The sequence below is a fragment of the Temperatibacter marinus genome (assembly GCF_031598375.1).
GTDB lineage: Bacteria > Pseudomonadota > Alphaproteobacteria > Sphingomonadales > Kordiimonadaceae > Temperatibacter > Temperatibacter marinus.
In genome coordinates this window covers 680,845-700,164 of the sequence record NZ_CP123872.1, presented here as the reverse complement: position 1 = coordinate 700,164, position 19,320 = coordinate 680,845, and the positions used below count along the sequence as shown (strand labels likewise).

The window sequence follows — 19,320 nt, the reverse complement described above, 5'->3', positions numbered from 1 at the left end:
ACATGCCTATACGGAGACATTTGATGTATTTATCCAGACTTTCAAGTCTTTATAGTCGTTTAATTGCGGTTTGGTTCATTTTTATGGCAAATAGTGCTGTATTTGCGGTGAACAGTGAAGACCGGCCTTTTCGTGTTCTGGCACTAGGTGACAGTTTGACAGCAGGCTATGGCTTGCCCGCAGGAGATGGTTTTGTGGATCAAATGTCTCAATGGATCAATGCACAAAATTTAGGATATAAAATAACCATCATGAATGCAGGTGTTTCTGGGGATACAACTACGGGCGGCAGATCCCGCTTAGGATGGTCTCTCGCTGGATTTGGACCCGAAGGACCTGACCTGGTTATTGTTGCCCTTGGGGGCAATGATGGTCTTCGCGGCGTGAATCCAAAAGTAACACGACGCAATATTAAGGCAATTCTTGAAGATCTTAGCGGGAAAGGGATTGATGTATTCCTTGTTGGAATGCAAGCGCCGCCTAATTTAGGCCCAGATTATGCTCAAGAATTTAATGCCATATACCCTGAGTTATCTGAAGAATATGGGGCTTCCCTTTATCCGTTCTTTTTAGAGGGTGTAGCGGCAGTCCAAAGCCTCAATCAACCAGATGGCATTCATCCAAATAAAGAGGGTGTCGCTATCATTATTGAGAAAATGGGACCTTACCTTAAGAAAGTGATTGAAGGGCAAGAATAGCTAGCTTGAATGTGCCATGTTTAAACGCCGAATTTTGTCAGCATCGAATCTAAGTGTTTGACAAAATTGCTGCCCCGTAAGCGAATGTTAATTAAGATAGGCCAGATTAAATAGAGCCACTTTCTTTCTTCTAAAAAGGCCTTATCAAGGGGTCTAATTTCACTATAGGCATCATAGAATTTATTGGAAACTTTGCCAAACATTGACAGGAATGCCAGATCCATCTCTGAGTGACCATAATAGAGAGCAGGGTCAATAAAGGCCTTAACCTTTGGGCCGTCCACTAAAATATTCCCTTTCCATAAATCGCCGTGCAGGAGGCTTGGGGGAATATCATGAGGAATAATATTGGGTAATAACTCTATAAGAGCGTCTATTCTTTTGGCGAGCCGTGCGGGCATCTGTCCGCTGTCCACACAAAGTTGCGCCCCCCATCTTAGTCTCTGGTTGATGAAAAAATCGCACCAATTCATGTTGACATCATTGGGTTGATGAATGCCGTTGACACTGGTATCAATTTCAAAGCCACAATAGTCAGCAGGTGCACAGTGAAAAGTAGCAAGATGTTGGGCCACATCTACTTCACTAGCAGGGGTCATCCAATCACTGGTGAAGGGAATTAATTCCATTAATAATAAACCAGGTTTAACAGAAACAATCCCAGGGGTTGGAAGATCAGTTGTGCGCTGGATATGTTCTAGCATCAGCACTTCACTGTCCACATCATCCATTGCATCTTGTTTGACAACTTTTGCAGCGAATTGACGATCATCATCCAACGTTAATTTTAGAGTCAGTGTTGTATTATTTCCAAGGGGTTCCGCATTGATTAAGCGGTTTCCAACAATATCTGCAACGACTTTTTTTAAGTTCATGCTCTGAGACTTTCCTATATCAGATGAGGCTCGACTATATCCATGAGACCCTGCGCCGCTTTTTGAGCGATGGAGAGACATTTTTCAAAATCCTCATCTCTACCATAATAAGGATCAGGCATTTCTTTCAAGGGACTATTTGGAATATAGGGTAAAAAAAGCTGAATTTTTTCGCGATAGTCTTCTGGACACCGCTTAAGTAAATTTGCTTCGTTGGTACGGTCCATTACAACAATTAAATCAAAATTTTCAAAATCATCTTTTGTAACGCCACGAGATCGTTGACCTGAAATATCAATTTTCTCAGCTTTACAAACAGCAATGGAACGCGGATCTGGTTTATCGCCAGCATGATAATTTGTCGTACCAGCGCTATCGATATGGAGAGCCTCACTCAGGCCGCGTTCTTCTGCTAAGGCACGAAAAACACCTTCAGCGATAGGGGAACGACAGATATTGCCCATACATACAAAGAGAATAGAAACCACGTGTTTCCTCCAGCCCAACTTTATCCTATAATCACCCCTGAAAGGGAGTATAGAGGAAGATTTTAGAGGTGTGAAGATGAAATATAAGCATATTGTAATCTTGTCAGGCGCTGGTCTTTCAGCAGAAAGTGGTCTTAGAACTTTTCGGGATAATAACGGGTTGTGGGAAGAGCACCGCGTCGAAGATGTAGCAACGCCTGAAGCCTTTCATCAGGACCCTGATTTGGTTCAACGCTTCTATAGTGAGAGACGAGTACAGCTTGAGGCTGTCGAACCGGGTGCCGCTCACCGTGCACTTGCCAAATTACAATTGGCATTTGAAGGGACAGTGACGCTGGTAACTCAAAATGTTGATGATTTACTCACCCAAGCAGGCGCTACAGACGTACTTCATATGCATGGTGAGTTGCGAAAAGTCCGCTGTCTAAAGTGCCATACCAGTCATCGATGGCTGAAAGCTTGTTCACAAGAGACAGCCTGTCCAGGGTGTGGTGCTGCACCGGCACTGCGTCCAGATATTGTTTGGTTCGGTGAAATGCCGAAGCATTTGGAAACAATATATACGGCGCTTGGAAGCTGTGATCTCTTTGTTTCCATCGGAACCAGTGGCCATGTATATCCCGCTGCTGGGTTTGTCCAAACCGTTGCAGAGGCAGGCTATGCAGAGAGATTAGAGCTGAACTTAGAACAGAGTCAGGGATCGCATATGTTCACAGAAAATAGATTTGGCCCTGCGGGGGAGCTAGTACCTCATTGGGTTGATGAAGTGCTAAAAGGCTAAGTCACGTGTACCAAAGGGCAAGTGTTGAAAGGAAGTTATGAATGAGTAGAGCGAAACTATCTGAAGGCAGTGTTGTGTTAAATTTACAACATTTAAAAGGCTGGACCCTCAGTGATTGTAAACAGTTTATTGAGCGAGAATTAGCTTTTAAAGATTTTAGAGCAGCATGGGCATTCATGAATAAAGTAGCGGAAAAGGCGGAGGCTTTGGACCATCATCCGAATTGGTCCAATGTCTATAATCGAGTGCATATCAGCTTAACCACTCATGACAGTGGGGGGCTGAGCGAGCTTGATTTCGCCCTTGCGCATCATATTGACGATTTGCTTGATAACCAAAATTCTAACAACTGACGGGCAATCGCAAGGGGGGGAGGAAACATGAGATTTTCCTTTTTTCCATCCATGATTTCTTGAGCTTCTTTGCGACTAAACCAGCGCGCATCATCTAATTCTTCATGGTCTATCTCTAAATCCTTGCTTTCGATTTCAGCAATACAACCAATCATGAGTGTCGAAGGGTAGGGCCAAGGTTGACTGGCTACATAATGCACTTTAGTAACCTTTACACCGGCTTCTTCATGCAATTCTCTGGCCGTGGCTTCTTCAATGGATTCCCCAGGTTCCATGAAGCCTGCAAGCGCAGTATAGACCCCTTCAAACAGGTTATGGGGCCGGCCAACGAGAATACTATCTGTTTCAAGATGAACTCCAAGCATGATAACAACAGGATCTGTACGAGGGAAATGACTTGAATCGCACGCACTGCATTTTCGTTCATATCCCATTTTGCGCATGGTAGATTGTTCGCCGCATTTCCCACAATATGCATGACTTCTATGCCAATCTAGCATGCTTTTTCCTTGCGCGGCCATAGCAAGTTCTTCATCGCCAGCGGTTGCATTAAATGCCAAGCTGCGCAGATCCTTGAATTTAATAGCGTCATTCTCTTCAACTAAAGCAGTTGCATAATATGGTGTGTCATTCTGGTCCATCCCTAGAAAGACAGCCTGTTCGTGTTCATAGGTTTGCAGATCAGCCTTTGAATGCCATTTTATTTTATAGTCTGAGGTAATAGCGACTTTATCACGCCACGTCAGAATGATTTTCGAATCAGGGTGGCTGCGCCATTTTTCATCAAGTTGACTGTCTGGACGATAGTTATCCATACGATTTAGTGGGTTTCCTGCGAACATGATGTGAATTTGGTTCGCATTTAACAGGTCTGACATAAATTTTAGCCTCTTTTTCTTGATTTTTGTGAGCTTACCCCCTTGCAGGGCTAAAAGAAAGTCTCTATATAGCCCGCAGGAGGCTGGTGGACGTGCCACTCGCCAATTCGGTCAGGTCCGAAAGGAAGCAGCCGTAACGAGCCCGGGGCGGGTCATCAGTCTTCTCCTCTTTTTCTTACCCGCTTTTCTCTCATTTCGATTGAGCCTTAGACTTAAGATAAGGCAAACGGTTGAAGCCAACGCGAAGTGCCTAATTGCATAATTTTATCACATTCCCCCTTTTCCATCAGGCTGGCTTCTGCTAGTCATAAAAGGAAGAATTTCAGGTAAGTGGGAAACAATATGTCAACTGCAGAGCACTCTCAGGAATATCGCGTTTTAGCGCGAAAATACCGGCCCAGTAATTTCAATGAACTTATTGGACAAGAGGCCATGGTTCGCACCCTTTCAAATGCGATTGATACAGGAAGGTTAGCCCATGCTTTCATCATGACAGGCGTGAGAGGAGTAGGGAAAACCACAACGGCACGCATTATTGCTAAAGGCTTAAATTGCCTTTCCACTGACGGTCCTACCATTGAACCATGTGGAACTTGTGACGCTTGTACGAGTATTACAGAAAGTCGACATGTGGATGTCCTCGAGATGGATGCTGCTTCACGCACAGGGGTCGATGATATCCGTGAAATTATTGAGAGTGTACGGTATGCCCCCGTCTCTGCGCGGTATAAAATATATATCATTGATGAGGTGCATATGCTTTCTAAGAACGCATTTAATGCCTTATTGAAAACTCTTGAAGAACCGCCAGAGCATGTAAAATTTATCTTTGCAACCACTGAGATACGCAAATTACCTGTGACGGTAGTCTCGCGGTGTCAACGATTTGATTTGAAACGAATTGAAGCCCAGACTTTAGTCTCTCATCTCGCATCGATTATCCAAAAGGAAGACTGTGAGGCCGACGAAGATGCGCTGAAATTAATTGCTCGTGCAGCAGAAGGATCTGTGCGTGATAGTCTCTCTCTTTTAGACCAGGCAATTGCCCATACAGCGGGAAAAATTTCTGAACAACAAGTTCGTGATATGCTGGGCCTGGCAGACAGAGCACAAGTCATTGATCTTTTTGAACAGGTCATGAAGGGCTCTGTTGGGGAAGCATTGACAACGCTGCGACGGCAATATGACAGCGGTGCAGATCCCGTCGTTGTGATTAATGATTTGTTAGAAGTAACCCACTGGTTAACCCGCTTGAAGGTCACGCCTGAAACAGGGGCAGATTCGTTGACCAGTGAAGCAGAAGCAGTTCAGGGAAGAGAACTTTCTGAAAAATTGGCTATGCCAGTGCTAACACGAGCCTGGCAAATGTTGATGAAAGGGCTTGTAGAAACCCGTTCTGCTCCAAGTCCTATCGCTGCGGCTGAGATGGTGTTGATTAGATTGAGTTATGCGGCCAATTTGCCCGCGCCGTCTGACCTTGTGAAAAAAGTACAAGCATCCGCTCAATCAGGGGGCAGTGTGGGTCTGAGGAGCACGGGCGGATCCGCAGGATCATCAGCTTCTGCAGGCCCTCAAGCCAATTCTTCATCGATGCAATCACCCACGGCACAGCTGAGATCAGCAGATGTAGTTGCAATGAAACCACAGACTACGGACGCAGGAGAGTATGCCAAACATCCTATGCCAGTCTCCTTTGAAAAATTGATTGATCTTTTCCATCAGGAAAAGGAAAGTGCTCTGGGCGTTGCCCTCTCAGATCTGGTGTCTCTCGTGCACTTTAGTCCAGGAAAGTTAGAAATTAATCCGACGCCTAAAGCGCCGGTTGATTTGATTATGCGGGTCAAACGATGTCTTCAGCTTTGGACAGGACAGGACTGGTTGGTTACTGTAAGTAAAGCAGAAGGCCAAATTTCAGTTCGCCAAAAAGAAATAAATATTGATCAGGCGCGAAAAGCCGCGGCGATGAAAGAACCAATTGTGAAAGAACTGTTGATCCATTTCCCTGAAGCCGAACTCTTGGCTGTACGAGAAAAGAAAATGGATGAAGTCCTTTCTGGAGACCCTGAGGCGATGCTCTTAGAGATGCAAGATTTCACAGAGGGTGCTGACGGCGACAATGAACTGGCAGATTTTGATTTTGAGTAAAGGATAAAGGAATGAAAAACCTTTCAGGAATGCTGAAAAAAGCACAAGAAATGCAAGAAAAAATGCAGTCCATGCAGGCAGAGATGGAAAATCAGTCTGTAGAGGGATCTTCGGGTGCTGGACTGGTGAATGTGACCCTTAACGGCAAAGGAGAGATGAAAGCTCTCTCAATAGATCCAAGCCTATTCACCGCAGAAGAGAAAGAGGTTGTTGAAGATCTCATTCTTGCTGCTCATGCAGATGCGCGTAGTAAGGTAGAAGCCATGCAGGCCGATAACATGAAAGATCTGACAGGTGGAATTCCAATGCCTGACGGATTTAAAATGCCTTTCTAAGATGCCAAAATCCCATTCTTCAGATATCGACCGTCTCATTCAGGTCCTCGCAAAAGTTCCAGGTCTAGGCCCTCGATCAGCGCGTCGGGCTGTGCTGATGATGTTGAAGAAAAAAGAAAGCCTGATGACACCACTTGCAGAACGATTAGAAGCCGTTGCAGAAACAGTGGGAGAGTGCGAAATATGCGGGAATTTGGATACGCATAATCCTTGCCATGTCTGCGAAGATGTGCGCCGGGATAGCTCTACTCTATGCATCGTAGAAGAGGTCGCAGACCTTTGGGCATTGGACCGCAGTGAAGGGTATAAAGGGTTATACCATGTTCTCGGGGGCACCTTGTCTGCACTGGACGGCGTCGGGCCGGATCAGTTGAATATCTCAAGCTTGATGGAACGGATTGAATCAGGCACCATAAAGGAAGTCATTCTTGCACTGAATGCGACTGTCGACGGGCAGACGACCAGCCATTATATCAGCGATCGACTTTCAGAATTTGAGCAGGTTAAAATTACAGCTCTGGCACATGGCCTTCCTGTTGGGGGAGAACTAGATTACTTGGATGATGGTACATTAATGGCTGCCATGCGTGCCAGAAATTCTATTGAGTGAATTCTTCGCAATAAACTTCTCACTGAAGGACGGACGTATGAGTAAAAATTTACCTCTTGCTGGATTGAAAATCGTTGAATTTCAAGGCATTGGGCCTGGCCCTTTTTGTGGAATGCATTTTGCAGACTTAGGAGCTGATGTGATTGTGATTGAGCGTCCACATGCAATGCTACCGGCTGCTGGGGGAATCACGAGACGGGGCAAGAGGTCAATCGTCTTAGACTTGAAAAAATCGAAGGACCTGGAAGTCGCTAAAAATCTTATAGCGTCTGCGGACGGCGTTTTTGAAGGCAATAGACCTGGAGTGATGGAACGCTTAGGTCTTGGTCCTGAAGAGATGCAAGGCCTAAACCCTAAGCTTGTTTATGGACGTCTCACGGGCTGGGGTCAAGATGGACCTCTGGCTGACTATGCGGGACACGATATAAATTATGCTGCAATTACGGGCGCTTTATTTTACACAGGCGCTGCGGGCGAGAAGCCTCTCCCCACACCAACCTTGCTGGCAGATATCGCTGGAGGCGCGCATTATTTAATGATTGGAATGCTCTCGGCCTTATTGAAAGCAAAGGAAACTGGTCAAGGGGATATCATTGATGCCGCCATGATAGATGGTCTTTCCCATATGATGAATTTAGTATTAGATATCGTGCCAAGTGGCATGATGGCGCTGGACAAGCGGGAGGTCAGTCTTTTGGACGGACCTCATTGGTATAATGCTTATGCCACATCGGACAATCATTTCGTAACTCTAGGTCCCCTTGAGCCCCAATTCTATGGAGAGCTTTTATCTTTGCTAGATCTTGACATGGATTCGGACTTTTTAGATCAAATGAATATGACCAAATGGGCAGATCAGGCTGAAAAATTAACAGCATTGTTTAAGACAAAGACACGGGATGAATGGGTTGAAAAATTGCATTTTAGTAATGCATGTTTCGCTCCCGTTTTGACTCTTTCAGAGGCGAAGGATCATCCCCATATGAAAGCAAGAAGGATCTACGACACATCGGCGAATTTGCAACAAGCTGTGGCGGCACCCCGATTTCAATCGAGTGGCAGACAGCAGCCAAATGCTTTTCCAAATCCAGGTCAACATAGTGAGGACATCTTAAAGGAATTAGAGAATGAGTGAAAAACTTTATACAGGGGGGTGCCACTGCGGGGCTGTCAAATTTGAAGTCATGGTCGAGGACGTTGAGAAGCTTATTCAATGCAATTGTAGTATGTGCCGTAAAACTGGCTATTTACACCTTTTTGTAAGCCGCGATGAGTTTCGACTCTTGAAGGGGGAGGAGGCTCTTGAGAATTATCAGTTCAACACCAAGACTGCCTCGCATTTTTTCTGTAAAGCATGTGGTATAAAAAGTTTTTATATTCCGCGGTCTCATCCGGACGGATACTCAATTCATGCAGGCTGTTTAGAGGATTTTGATTTAGATAGCGTGCAGATCGAGCCTTTTGATGGCGGGAATTGGGAGGATAATGTAGACTCGATCCGCTAGCGCTAGAAGGAAGGGGCTTGAGGCCCCTTGGGGGATAAGGTTAGTCTTTGAGGCTTTCTAATTCACGGTCTAAGCGGTACCGTTTACTAGTCATGTAAGCCTCCATATCATTTGTTCTTCTTTCAATATCACGAAATCTGCGACGCATATCAGCAGCACTATAATCAGGTGCTTTGCGTGTATCTCTCCAGAATTCTTCTTCCTTTTCATTCTCATACAAACCCTCAGGTTTAGGTTCTAGACAAAATCCGAGAATGACGTAGACAACCAGACCGGGCCAAATGCCTGAAAAGAAGACGGCTAGGAAGGTTAAGATCCTGACTGAAGAGGTTGTCATTCCAAAGTAATCAGCAACCCCTGCACAGACACCCATCCACTTGGCATTTCGGATATCTTTATATAAGCGTGTCCGACTATGAATGGTCATGATATTTACTCCTCCAACCTGGATTTTCTGAATCTAAGATACGCTCTAAAGTGTTTATGCGATTCTCTAGCTTTTCTGCGACGCGGTGCATATCCCCAAAAGTGTTTTCATCATCTGGGCTCATCACCTTCATTTGCTTCCATTTGGTGATATAGTGGAAAATGATCCACAGAGGGACGACACACGTCAGTATTAAAATAACAAATACATCTTCCATTGTTGGTCTCCTTGGTCTCTTTGTTGTCCCGCGGATTTTAAATCCGCGGGCAGAGCTTCTTGTTTATCGGTTCTTATTCAGCAGCTTCAGTTTCTTTTTTTTCAGACTTTTTAGTGCCGTTCACTTTGGCTTTAAGCGCTTCCAGTTCTGCTTCTACTTCGTCGGTGGTTTCAAGATCAGCAAATTCCTGTTCAAGAGATTTTCCTTCACGGCCCATCTCCATTGCTTCAGCTTCCCCTTCGATGCGGTCCAAGCGGCGTTCGACTTTATCGAAGCGCTCAAAAGCATCATCAATACGTGTGTCATAGATGTTGCGCTTCAGTTTTACGGTGTTTTGCGCTGTTTTTGTGCGTGTCTTTAAGCTTGCTTTTTTAGCTCGAGCTTCGCGCAATTTCTTATCCAGCTTCACGACGTCTTCTTCATGGCGTGTCAGAGCTTCTTGAATATGGGCTATCTCACCTTTTAGATGGTCGGCCATCTCAGTAAGCTTGTTTTTCTCCATCAGCGCGCCTTTGGCGAGGTCTTCACGTCCTTTAGAGATAGCAAGCTCTGCTTTAGTTTCCCATTCGCTGCTGGCTTCTTCAATACGAACAAGTTTACGTTCAATATCTTTTTGATCTGCAATTGCGCGTGCGGCAGATGACCGAACTTCTACAAGCGTGTCTTCCATTTCTTGGATAACCATACGGATGATTTTATCCGGGTCTTCCGCGCGGTCTAAGATCGCATTGATGTTTGAATTGATGATGTCGCTAAGACGTGAAAAAATACCCATTTTACTATTCCTTTTAATTACTTACTATCCTCATGTCGTGGGGGGAGAGTTTTGCTCTCCCCCTTTGACGGTCACCCCTCATTTGCTGTCGTATCAAACTCGGGCCTTGCGTTGGCCTCCCTTTTTGGAATGGCCTCCGTGGGGTTTTTCCCTTGCCTTATAATTTTGTTTTTTGGCTTCGGGACGGGGCAGGCTGTTATTATTTTATTATCCTGACCCAGCTACTTTACCAACCTTCAATTGAGGCGGCGAATTCTGTTGCGGCGTCGCTGTCTCCGTAAACTTGTTGTGTCACCAAAGAAGCCTGTTGCTTCAATATTAACCATCATAGGTTTACGTTGATCCTTGAGATCCACCAGGGTGCCTGTGCCGGCTATTTTTTCTACCTGGTTAAAACCGTATGTCATTGTTAGTTCCTTTTATTATTGTTGGCCCATTCGGGCTTATGTTTTTGTCTCGCTGTCGTAACTCGGACCGTTTTATTCTTTTTTTCCTCGCTACACCCTAAATATTGCAGCCTGCGTGCCAGTTTTTAAAAAAATCGTAACTAACTGATATTATTGAATAAAATTATAAATTCCTTTTTTAGAGCACGTAGGGTTAGTAATAATTTGCCAAATATTAGTAATAAATGCTAATATTTAGTAAAGAAGATGACGCAAGAAGAAGAGTTTTATGGATATTCAAATTATTGGCAGCTCAAATCCCTTTTTAGATGTGATGGATCAAATTTCTCGTGCGGCGCCCATGGAACGGCCTGTCTTGGTCATTGGAGAGCGGGGCACAGGTAAAGAGCTCATCGCTGCCCGCCTTCATTACCTGTCACAGCGCTGGAATATGGTTTATCAGAAAATGAACTGTGCAGCTTTGCCCGAAAACCTGTTGGAGAGTGAACTTTTCGGCTATGAGGCTGGTGCTTTTACCGGAGCTTCCAAAAGGAGAAAAGGGCGTTTCGAAATTGCCCATGAGGGCAGTTTGTTTTTGGACGAAATTGGTACCTTAACGTCAGCAGCTCAAGAAAAACTTCTGCGGGTGATTGAGTATGGGGAGTTTGAACGGTTAGGGGGTAACGATACAATTCATGTGGATGTAAGGGTTATTGGGGCCACCAATATTGATTTACCCGCTGCTGCAGATATAGGGGAGTTCAGGCATGATTTACTGGATAGGCTGGCTTTTGATGTGATTACCGTTCCTCCTTTGCGAGAGCGCAAAGAGGACATTCCGGTGCTAACAGACTTCTTTGGACAGAGAATGGCCAAAGAACAGGAGTGGCTTCAGTTTCCGGGGTTTACGGATCAAGCTATGGAGGCAATGATGGCGCATCAATGGCCGGGCAATATTCGCGAATTGAAAAATGTTGTTGAAAGGGCTGTCTATAGAGCATGGGACGGAGAAGCCCCTTTAGATGATATTGTCTTTGATCCTTTTGAGAGCCCTTACAGACCTCAAGTGATTTCCAACAGACCCGTGCAAAAGAATAAAAGCGAACAGAGAAATGAAGCAGAGGCGCTCAACCAGCAGCTCTTGACAGAGCCAGTCGTCTCTCACGTCGCATATTGTATGAAGACTAAGTTACAAGAAATGGAGAAGCAACATCTTACATTAGCCTTGGAACAGCATAAATTTAATCAACGCAAAACGGCTGAGCATCTTAACCTTTCATATGATCAATTAAGGCATGCCTTGAAGCGACACACGTTATTGTAACTTGCTTCTTCATGGCCTTCAGATCATAGTGTATAAAATAAGGATGACAGCGATGAAAAATATAATTCCAGAAGAAAATTCTCCCAAAAATAAGTCTGCATGGCAGTCTGTTCGCTTGGTGACAAGTTTAATATTTGTTTCGATTACTGTTTATTATGCCTTCCGGATATTCATTTGCGATGGGGGCAGCTTAGCCTGCAAAAGCCTTTATGAATGGGAAGAAATTTTCGCAGCCATCGCAATCGTTCTTGTTGCAATCATAGGAGCTGCAGCTTTGACGGCTATTCTTTATAAGGTTTTAAGATATAAAAAATCAAAAGGCATGGACTGGGCGTCAAGCTCATCTGATCGTGAAGAATAGAATCCCTATCCATCACCCCCGTGAGGGGACCATTTCTTCTTCTTTTTCTTGGGCCTGAGGTTATAAGGATTATCCTTGTCGTCTTCTTCAACAATTTCTCTCTCTTGCTCTTTATGAAAGAGGTGTTTTTCTTTTACGTCAAAAGGATTGAATGTTGATTCTGTCGTTTCACGCGCACTTAAAATTTTCATGCCAATAATGTGGACTAAAATGATCAGGCAGCTCATATCATAAAAATAATCGAGCGTAGAAATGTTAACCGTTAAACCGCCAACACTGTATGCCAAGACGGAGAGCCTGAGGGTTTTTGCCATATCAGCCAACCACATCAAGTCCTTATGTTGTTTTAAAATGGAATAGGTAGTCCCAGCTGAAAACCAAGAGGTAAAGATAATTGTTAAAAAGAGGAAAAGTCCAACATAGCCATGCTCTCCTAACACTTCAAAATACACCGAATGATACGCAAGGGGTTCATGTCCGAATGGCATAAAACGGGCCTGGTAAGGTTTATAATAGTTGCTGAGGAAGCCGCCACCCATAATAGGATAATCTTCGGTGAGGTTTACTGCATATTTCCACATGACGACGCGGCCTTGAAAACTACTGTCCTCTTCAGCGGCTGTGTCAATTGTTTGGTATCGATTTTTGATATGATCCGGTAAAAATTGATAGCCAAGAAATAAGAGAGGTACAGTCAGCCCGATTACGAGCATTTTCTTTTTTACATTCAGAAAAAGCATACCCATCACAGAGAGGCCGGCGATGAGTCCGCCGCGAGACTGGGTTCCGATAACTGATAAAAATGTCAAGACAACTGAGCCCAGCATTGGCAACTTTAGCAATCGATGAGGGGGATGCAGATAGAGATAATAGGCAATTGGGATGGTCATGGAAAGTGCCATGGCTAGCTGATTGCGGTCAGCCAGCATGCCGCCGCCGCCTTTTACAATTCCTGCACCGCCGGTAATCACCAAGAATAACCCGCCTTTGATCGCATAGAAGGCCATACTCAAGCCCATAATCCAATAATAGGCCCTGAGTCTAAGAGGGCTTTGCATAACGATGACGGTCATAGTGACAAAAAATAAGATTTTTGTTAAGTGAACAAACTTCCCACTGGCTCCAGGGTTTCCTGCAAAAATTGTCGTGAAAATGGTCCACACATAAAAAATAAGCATGGCCATGAAAATAGGATGCATGGGCATTTTACGAGGTTCTTTAGAAATAAAGAGACCTGCAAGCGTTAACACCGCGACAGAATCTAAGAGGGGAAGATGTTGAATATTCGGGGCATTCCCCTGCGGTACCATGTGTGAAATCCAGTTCCACACCAAGATCCCTACATGCGGCTTAAATATCAGAATAGGGATCCACATAAAGATACCCAACAGAATAAAATAACCGCGCATTCTTGTTTGCCAATCCTTGTTAAAGTGCTGACTGCATCATCAAAGTTTGAGAGCTGCCAAAGCTCTTTCCTCTATTATGACGGCTTCATAAGCATTTGTCACCCCTTCACAAATAAACTATATATAATTCAGGTTCATTTTGGAGAGGAATTTCAGCCTATGTCAAAATTATTATCAATTCTTACTATTCTATGGATGAGTTTGACGCCTTTATCTCTATCTGCTCAAGAAGACCAAGAAAATTTGGTTTATCAACCAGGCTCGCAGCAGGAGATGGTCTCGGTTGAGCAGGCTGATACGGTCATTTGGGGCGGGAAAATTTATACTAACGAAGCTTCTGCTGAAGTGGTTGAGGCCGTTGTGATTAAAGAGGGTCGATTTCTCTATGTGGGCACAAGGGCAGGGGCTGAAGCCTATGTTTCTGCAGAGACGCATGTCATAGACCTAAAAGGGATGGCTGTTTATCCCGGCTTTGTTGACGCCCACGCCCATCTCAGAGGCATTGGTCAACGTGAGATGGAACTTAATCTTGAAGGCGTAATGTCAATCTCACAATTGCAAGAAAAGTTAAAAGATTGGCGTGCACAAGTTGCGACAGATACGACAGTGATTATGGGACGCGGATGGATCGAAACGCACTGGCCTGAGAAAAGATTTCCAAGTCGCTGGGATTTAGACAAGGTAGTAAGCGATGTCCCTGTCATCCTGTTTAGGGCTGATGGCCATGCGTTGGTTGCGAATTCTGCAGCCCTGAAGGCCGTGGGTATCAATAAAGAAAGTGCGGCACCTGACGGGGGGGCTATTTTAAAAAATGCTATCGGAGAACCTGTTGGAATTTTTGTTGATAAGGCCATGTATGCGTTTGATCTTCTTACGCCAAAAGTGACTCAAGAAAAAATGGCTGCAGCTCTACTCAAGGGGGCAGAAGTTTATGCCAATTATGGCTGGACAGGTCTCCATAATATGTCAGTGGCCTGGGAAGAGCTTTCTATTATGGAGCAGTTATCTGATGGAGAACAGCTTGGTATCCGGGTCTATAATTCCATAAATGATACAGATATGCGCTTTCTTTTAGAAACTGGACCACGACAGAGTGATAACAATAAGATTCAGACTCGAGCGGTAAAAATGTATATGGACGGTGCGCTTGGGTCTCGTGGAGCGGCTTTGCTTGCTCCCTATTCTGATGCTAACACGACAGGGCTTCTGTTAATGAAGGAAGAAGAGCGGATGCCGATGCTGGAGATTGCTCTTAGAGAGGGGATTCAAATCAATACCCATGCAATAGGAGACAAGGGCAATCGATTGGTTTTGGATTGGTTTGAGAAAGCTCTGGCCTTGGTGCCATCAGACGAAAGGCGCTATGCTGACCCCAGATGGCGGATTGAGCATTCGCAAATTGTAAACCCAGATGATATTCCACGGTTCAAGCAATTGGATGTGATCCCAAGTATGCAGCCTTCTCATGCTATCGGTGATTTACACTTTGCTCCATCACGGTTAGGGGATGAGCGGTTACAAGGGGCTTATGCTTGGAAATCATTGATCAACAGCGGGGTCATTATTGCAGGTGGTTCTGATGCCCCTGTTGAGCGCGGGGATCCGCGTATCGAATTTTATGCAGCAGTAGCACGAAAAGATATGAAAGGCTATTCGGACAGCAATTGGCATCCTGAAGAAATGGTCAGCCGTCAAGAAGCTCTAAAAATGTTTACCCTCTGGCCAGCTTATGCCAGTTTTCAAGAAGAAAATCTTGGTTCTGTTGCAGTTGGAAAATGGGCCGATCTTACAGGATTTCACCAGGATATCATGGTGATTCCAGAAGCGGATATTTTGAAAGTTAGGCCAATTTTGACCATGGTCCAAGGGAAGATTGTTTTTGAGGCCCTTGATCAATAGAATGATTGTGGAAGGTACCAATAAAAAAGGCTGGGTCATCCCAGCCTTTTTTCTGTGTGAGAGGTTATTCAGCCTCTTTGTCTTTATACTTGTCAAACCAAGCGATAATATTCCCGACTTTGCGGACCAAGTTTGACGGGCGACGTGCAATCCCGTGGTAAGCACCTTGAATGCGAACAAGAGCACTTTCGACCCCTTGTATTCTAAGGGCGCCGTAATATTGCTCACTTTCAGACATGGGCGTTCTGACATCCAATTCCCCAGTCAATACCATTGTGGGTGTTTTCACATTGCCAACGAGAGACAAGGGAGAGCGACGCCAATATTGATCTACATCTTCCCATGGGGTTTTAGTAAACCAGTAACGAGTCATGAAGGTATAGATGTCTGAAGTGCCGACCATGCTGATCCAGTTGATAACTGGTTTAGCGACAACGGCAGCTTTAAAGCGGTCAGTCTTGCCAATAATCCAAGCTGTGAGGACACCGCCCCCTGACCCACCAGTAACAAACATATTGGCTTCGTCCACATAGCCTTTTGCAACCACGTTATCGACCATATCCATCAGATCGTTATAATCTTCTGAGGGGTAGTTCTTATCGATAAGGTTTGCAAATTCAGAGCCCATGGATGTACTGCCCCGTGGATTGCCGTATACCACAACATAACCCGCAGCTGCAAAGAGCTGTACTTCAGTAGAAAATTCAGGGCCGTAAGCTGTATGAGGACCCCCGTGAATTTCTAAGATCAGAGGATATTTCTTGCTGGGATCAAAGTTCGCAGGTTTGACAATCCAAGCTAGAAGATCGCGCCCATCATGGCTGCTTGTGATTGGCATAATTTCTGGCTTATTGATCTTTTTATGCGCGAAAACATCGCTGTTTAAATCTGTGAGCTGTGTTACGCGGCCTAACCGATCAACGATGGCGAGATCTGCAGGGCGATCTCCTGTTGACTGAGTGAAAATAATTCGGCCGTCATCAGTGGCATCATATTGGCCTGACGTATAGGGACGCCCAATACTTTGGCCCCCGAGTGCATCTGTTTTTACTGAGCTCACACCTTGAAGGGTCACATAGCCAACATTCTTTTTCCCATATGTATCATAGGAGAAATACAGTCCAGCGCCATTGGCTGCCCATTGGATATCGCCAATAGCACGGTCAACTTCAGGGGTGAGTTCACGAACATCGCTGCCGTCAACACTCATCACATAGAGGGTGGAATTTTGGTTTGATTTTCCGTTATCGATAAATCCAGTGAAAGCAATCATTGTACCGTCAGGGCTCAGTGTAGGACTGCCTTCAGGGCCTGATGTGCTTGTGAGTTGCGTGAGCGATCCATCGATGATGGATAGACGATAAATGTCGCTGTTGAATATATCCATATCATTGTCAGGGCGACGATTGGCCGAGATGAAGAGACTATCGCCTTCTGGGCTCCATGCCATGCGACCGCCATGATCAAAAGCCCCTTTGGTAATCTGACGAGGCGTACCGCCGTCTGCAGGAACGATATATATTTGCATATTTCCAGGGCGGCGCATGCCTGACCCGTCACGTTGGAAAAGAGTGCTGTCGATATAAGTAGCCTCTTTCGCCCATTCAGCACCCTTTGGGCGGAAAGGAATTGAGAATAATTTTTTAGACGCTGTCGGGGTGAACATGGAAAAAGCGATCCATTTACCATCAGGAGAAAAAGACAAGCCTGATGGTCCCATTTGTACATCGGTCACTCGTGCCGTTTTACCGCTTTCCATATGCCGGACGTAGATTTGGGTTTTCCCTTCCTTGCTGGAAAGATAAGCCATTTTTTTGCCGTTCTGACTGAAGCTGGCAGCTCGGTGACTTGCCTTTCCGGAGAGTAAAGGCAAATGATCTGTGCCATCTAGGTTCACGGTCCATAGATTTATTCTCATGCTATCAGTCATCATATCCATGGAGCGCCGTTCATAGAGAACAGTCTTACCATCAGGCATCATTACAGGATTAGCAGCATATTCTATGGCAAAAACATCTTTATAAGAAAGCTTATCCTCTGCAGCATAAGCAGGTAGATAGCAGAGTAAGGCAAGTGCTATTACAGAGAAGGTTTTTTTAAGATTATCAAGAGTCATTTGATATCCCCCTATTGGATTTCAACGAGATCAGCACGCTAACAGAATAATTCAATGTTGACTAGAGCGGTCTTGACTGTCAGGGTATGAATATTCGTTAGGGAATGCGATTGTATTGGGTGAAGGTTAAAGAATGCAGGATATCAAAAAGGACAGAGAACGATTTGTTGCTTTTGCTTTCGCTTCTGCGGAGATATTTCTAGAAGTTAATGTGAGTGGGAAAATTCATTATGAAGGCGGTGCCTGTTCTCGCATTACACCCTCTGAGGAAACGACATTAATTGGCAAGAGAATCCATGATTTAGTTGTGGATGAAGATATGCCTTTCATTGATGCCTTCTTCCCCCGAATTGCAGAGAAAAAACGTCTTGGACCTCTGCCTGTTCGTTTCAAAAATACAGTGGGGGGTCAAATCAATCTTCGAGTTTTTGCCCTGCACATGACGGATGAAGCGATCTATATTGCACTGCGCTCAGCTCCTCTCGCGAATGATTATGGTATGATGCAAGATCATTTTGACCCAAATACGGGTCTGATTAATCGGACTGGTTTTCTTGAGCTTGCAGGCCGGACAATGCGTGGCACCACCCTGAGCGGTGGTGATGTGAAATTAACGATGGCGCATATTGAAGGGTTAGAAGAAACACGAAAAAAATTGGGCACGAAAGAGGTTCGCAGCCTAATCAATAATATTGCAGCTCACTTCCGATCACTTTCTGTTGACGGCACCATGGCAGGTCAAATTAATGAAACTGATTTTGCTATTTTGCATCACGGCCAAACCTCTGAGCAGGAAATTCAAACAGCTGTGGCTAAAGTCGACAAAGCGGGTTTGCTTAAAACTTCAGTGAGTACTGTGAAAACCAGCGATGATGCTGAAATGACTGAACAGCAGGTTATCAGAACCTTGTCATATGTTTTTACTCAATTTTCTAAAGATCCATCAAAGCTTAATTTTGAGAGCATAACGGAAATTTATGAAGATGTGGCTGTGAAAGCAAAAACCAGAATGACAGCCATTGATCATGTGATTGAAAACAGGTCTTTCAAGCTAAACTATCAGCCCATCTATGATTTGAAAACTGGTGAGATAAGTCACCATGAAATTCTGTCTCGCTTTGATGATGTTATTCAAGGTGACACGCCTTTTGAACTGATACAATTTGCAGAAGATATTGGTCTGATTGAAAATTTCGATTTGGCTGTCTTTACGAAAGCCATTGAAAGCATTGAGAGCTATCGACGGTTAGACACAAAACTGCGCCTTGCAGTAAATTTATCTGGCCGAACATTATCCAGTGAAAATCATATGGAAAAATTGCTCAAACTTCTTGAAGAAAACAAGCATCTTTGCGGCCAAATTATGATTGAGTTGACTGAATCCAGTGCGGTATCAGATGTCGAGCGTGCCGGGCGCATTTTTAACAGAATCAAGAAAATTGGTTTTGCCTTGAGCATCGATGATTTTGGAAAGGGTGCAGCAGGCCTCAATTATTTAAGAGCCTTTGATGTTGATTATGTGAAAATTGACGGGGCTTTTATTCGTGACCTTACCCGTGAAGAATTGCGTCCTGGGATGTTGTTGACCATCATAAGGTTGTGTAAAGATCTGGAAGTTAAAACGATTGCCGAACATGTTGAAGAACGGTTTCAAGCAGACATTCTGGAAGCCCTTGGGGTAGATTATGCCCAGGGCTATTACTATTCTAAACCCTTGCCCTCTCCTCTGGTTCCTTAA

General features: G+C 44.6%; 21 protein-coding genes and 1 other RNA gene. 13 read left to right on the top strand and 9 right to left on the bottom strand.

What is annotated here, in order from left to right; all coding sequences use genetic code 11:
- Nucleotides 1–23 precede the first annotated feature (23 nt).
- A complete protein-coding gene (locus QGN29_RS03175; protein ID WP_310799224.1) occupies nucleotides 24–698 on the top strand; it encodes an arylesterase in 675 nt (224 codons plus the stop codon).
- A 20-nt stretch (nucleotides 699–718) separates the two neighbouring features.
- Here QGN29_RS03175 and QGN29_RS03170 read toward each other — a convergent pair whose 3' ends face one another.
- Together QGN29_RS03170 and QGN29_RS03165 are read right to left on the bottom strand one after the other, a co-directional pair.
- A complete protein-coding gene (locus QGN29_RS03170; protein ID WP_310799223.1) occupies nucleotides 719–1,573 on the bottom strand; it encodes a fructosamine kinase family protein in 855 nt (284 codons plus the stop codon).
- Nucleotides 1,574–1,587: 14 nt separating this feature from the next.
- Complete coding sequence (locus QGN29_RS03165; protein WP_310799222.1) at nucleotides 1,588–2,061, bottom strand: low molecular weight protein-tyrosine-phosphatase; 474 nt, start codon at nucleotides 2,059–2,061, stop codon at nucleotides 1,588–1,590.
- Between the two features lie 76 nt (nucleotides 2,062–2,137).
- Between QGN29_RS03165 and QGN29_RS03160 the strand changes: the two genes are divergently transcribed.
- Nucleotides 2,138–2,842 carry an NAD-dependent deacylase gene (locus QGN29_RS03160; protein ID WP_310799221.1) on the top strand — a complete coding sequence of 235 codons (705 nt, stop codon included), beginning with the start codon at nucleotides 2,138–2,140 and terminating at the stop codon, nucleotides 2,840–2,842.
- A 41-nt stretch (nucleotides 2,843–2,883) separates the two neighbouring features.
- A complete protein-coding gene (locus tag QGN29_RS03155; RefSeq protein WP_310799220.1) occupies nucleotides 2,884–3,195 on the top strand; it encodes a 4a-hydroxytetrahydrobiopterin dehydratase in 312 nt (103 codons plus the stop codon).
- On the opposite strand, the gene nudC is transcribed toward QGN29_RS03155, so the two are convergent.
- A complete protein-coding gene (gene nudC / locus QGN29_RS03150; RefSeq protein ID WP_310799219.1) occupies nucleotides 3,153–4,073 on the bottom strand; it encodes an NAD(+) diphosphatase in 921 nt (306 codons plus the stop codon). The two genes, QGN29_RS03155 and nudC, sit on opposite strands and share 43 nt — an antisense overlap.
- 75 nt (nucleotides 4,074–4,148) lie before the next feature.
- Here nudC and ffs point away from each other — a divergent pair.
- From ffs to QGN29_RS03120, 6 genes are all read left to right on the top strand, one after another.
- Nucleotides 4,149–4,246, top strand: an RNA gene (gene ffs / locus QGN29_RS03145) — signal recognition particle sRNA small type.
- Nucleotides 4,247–4,415: 169 nt separating this feature from the next.
- Nucleotides 4,416–6,218 (top strand): DNA polymerase III subunit gamma/tau, encoded by a 1,803-nt coding sequence (locus QGN29_RS03140; RefSeq protein WP_310799218.1) that lies wholly within the window; start codon nucleotides 4,416–4,418, stop codon nucleotides 6,216–6,218.
- A gap of 11 nt (nucleotides 6,219–6,229) precedes the next feature.
- Nucleotides 6,230–6,553, top strand: coding sequence for a YbaB/EbfC family nucleoid-associated protein (locus tag QGN29_RS03135; protein ID WP_310799217.1), 324 nt, complete (start codon nucleotides 6,230–6,232; stop codon nucleotides 6,551–6,553).
- 1 nt (nucleotide 6,554) lies between these two features.
- Entirely contained in the window at nucleotides 6,555–7,163 is a 609-nt protein-coding gene (gene recR, locus QGN29_RS03130) for a recombination mediator RecR (RefSeq protein WP_375164667.1), read from the top strand.
- 37 nt (nucleotides 7,164–7,200) lie between these two features.
- On the top strand, nucleotides 7,201–8,298 hold the full coding sequence (locus tag QGN29_RS03125) for a CaiB/BaiF CoA transferase family protein (protein ID WP_310799215.1): 1,098 nt from the start codon (nucleotides 7,201–7,203) through the stop codon (nucleotides 8,296–8,298).
- Nucleotides 8,291–8,668, top strand: coding sequence for a GFA family protein (locus QGN29_RS03120; RefSeq protein ID WP_310799214.1), 378 nt, complete (start codon nucleotides 8,291–8,293; stop codon nucleotides 8,666–8,668). Before QGN29_RS03125 ends, QGN29_RS03120 begins: the two co-directional genes overlap by 8 nt.
- Nucleotides 8,669–8,708: 40 nt before the next feature.
- On the opposite strand, the gene pspC is transcribed toward QGN29_RS03120, so the two are convergent.
- From pspC to QGN29_RS03100, 4 genes are all read right to left on the bottom strand, one after another.
- The gene (pspC, locus tag QGN29_RS03115; RefSeq protein WP_310799213.1) at nucleotides 8,709–9,095 is read right to left on the bottom strand and encodes an envelope stress response membrane protein PspC; all 387 of its coding nucleotides are present in this window, start codon (nucleotides 9,093–9,095) and stop codon (nucleotides 8,709–8,711) included.
- Complete coding sequence (gene pspB / locus QGN29_RS03110; protein ID WP_310799212.1) at nucleotides 9,082–9,312, bottom strand: envelope stress response membrane protein PspB; 231 nt, start codon at nucleotides 9,310–9,312, stop codon at nucleotides 9,082–9,084. Before pspB ends, pspC begins: the two co-directional genes overlap by 14 nt.
- Nucleotides 9,313–9,385: 73 nt before the next feature.
- On the bottom strand, nucleotides 9,386–10,087 hold the full coding sequence (gene pspA, locus QGN29_RS03105; RefSeq protein ID WP_310799211.1) for a phage shock protein PspA: 702 nt from the start codon (nucleotides 10,085–10,087) through the stop codon (nucleotides 9,386–9,388).
- A 236-nt stretch (nucleotides 10,088–10,323) separates the two neighbouring features.
- A complete protein-coding gene (locus QGN29_RS03100) occupies nucleotides 10,324–10,494 on the bottom strand; it encodes a hypothetical protein (RefSeq protein ID WP_310799210.1) in 171 nt (56 codons plus the stop codon).
- A 268-nt stretch (nucleotides 10,495–10,762) separates the two neighbouring features.
- Between QGN29_RS03100 and pspF the strand changes: the two genes are divergently transcribed.
- Both pspF and QGN29_RS03090 read left to right on the top strand, forming a co-directional pair.
- Nucleotides 10,763–11,797, top strand: coding sequence for a phage shock protein operon transcriptional activator (gene pspF, locus QGN29_RS03095; RefSeq protein ID WP_310799209.1), 1,035 nt, complete (start codon nucleotides 10,763–10,765; stop codon nucleotides 11,795–11,797).
- 52 nt (nucleotides 11,798–11,849) lie between these two features.
- Nucleotides 11,850–12,158: a hypothetical protein gene (locus tag QGN29_RS03090; RefSeq protein ID WP_310799208.1), complete on the top strand. Its 309-nt coding sequence runs from the start codon at nucleotides 11,850–11,852 to the stop codon at nucleotides 12,156–12,158.
- A gap of 5 nt (nucleotides 12,159–12,163) precedes the next feature.
- On the opposite strand, the gene QGN29_RS03085 is transcribed toward QGN29_RS03090, so the two are convergent.
- Nucleotides 12,164–13,567: a putative O-glycosylation ligase, exosortase A system-associated gene (locus QGN29_RS03085; protein ID WP_310799207.1), complete on the bottom strand. Its 1,404-nt coding sequence runs from the start codon at nucleotides 13,565–13,567 to the stop codon at nucleotides 12,164–12,166.
- A gap of 159 nt (nucleotides 13,568–13,726) precedes the next feature.
- Between QGN29_RS03085 and QGN29_RS03080 the strand changes: the two genes are divergently transcribed.
- On the top strand, nucleotides 13,727–15,466 hold the full coding sequence (locus tag QGN29_RS03080; protein WP_310799206.1) for an amidohydrolase: 1,740 nt from the start codon (nucleotides 13,727–13,729) through the stop codon (nucleotides 15,464–15,466).
- A 64-nt stretch (nucleotides 15,467–15,530) separates the two neighbouring features.
- Here the strand turns inward: QGN29_RS03080 and QGN29_RS03075 are convergent, their stop codons facing one another.
- The gene (locus tag QGN29_RS03075) at nucleotides 15,531–17,582 is read right to left on the bottom strand and encodes a S9 family peptidase (RefSeq protein ID WP_310799205.1); all 2,052 of its coding nucleotides are present in this window, start codon (nucleotides 17,580–17,582) and stop codon (nucleotides 15,531–15,533) included.
- A 133-nt stretch (nucleotides 17,583–17,715) separates the two neighbouring features.
- Between QGN29_RS03075 and QGN29_RS03070 the strand changes: the two genes are divergently transcribed.
- Entirely contained in the window at nucleotides 17,716–19,320 is a 1,605-nt protein-coding gene (locus QGN29_RS03070) for an EAL domain-containing protein (RefSeq protein ID WP_310799204.1), read from the top strand.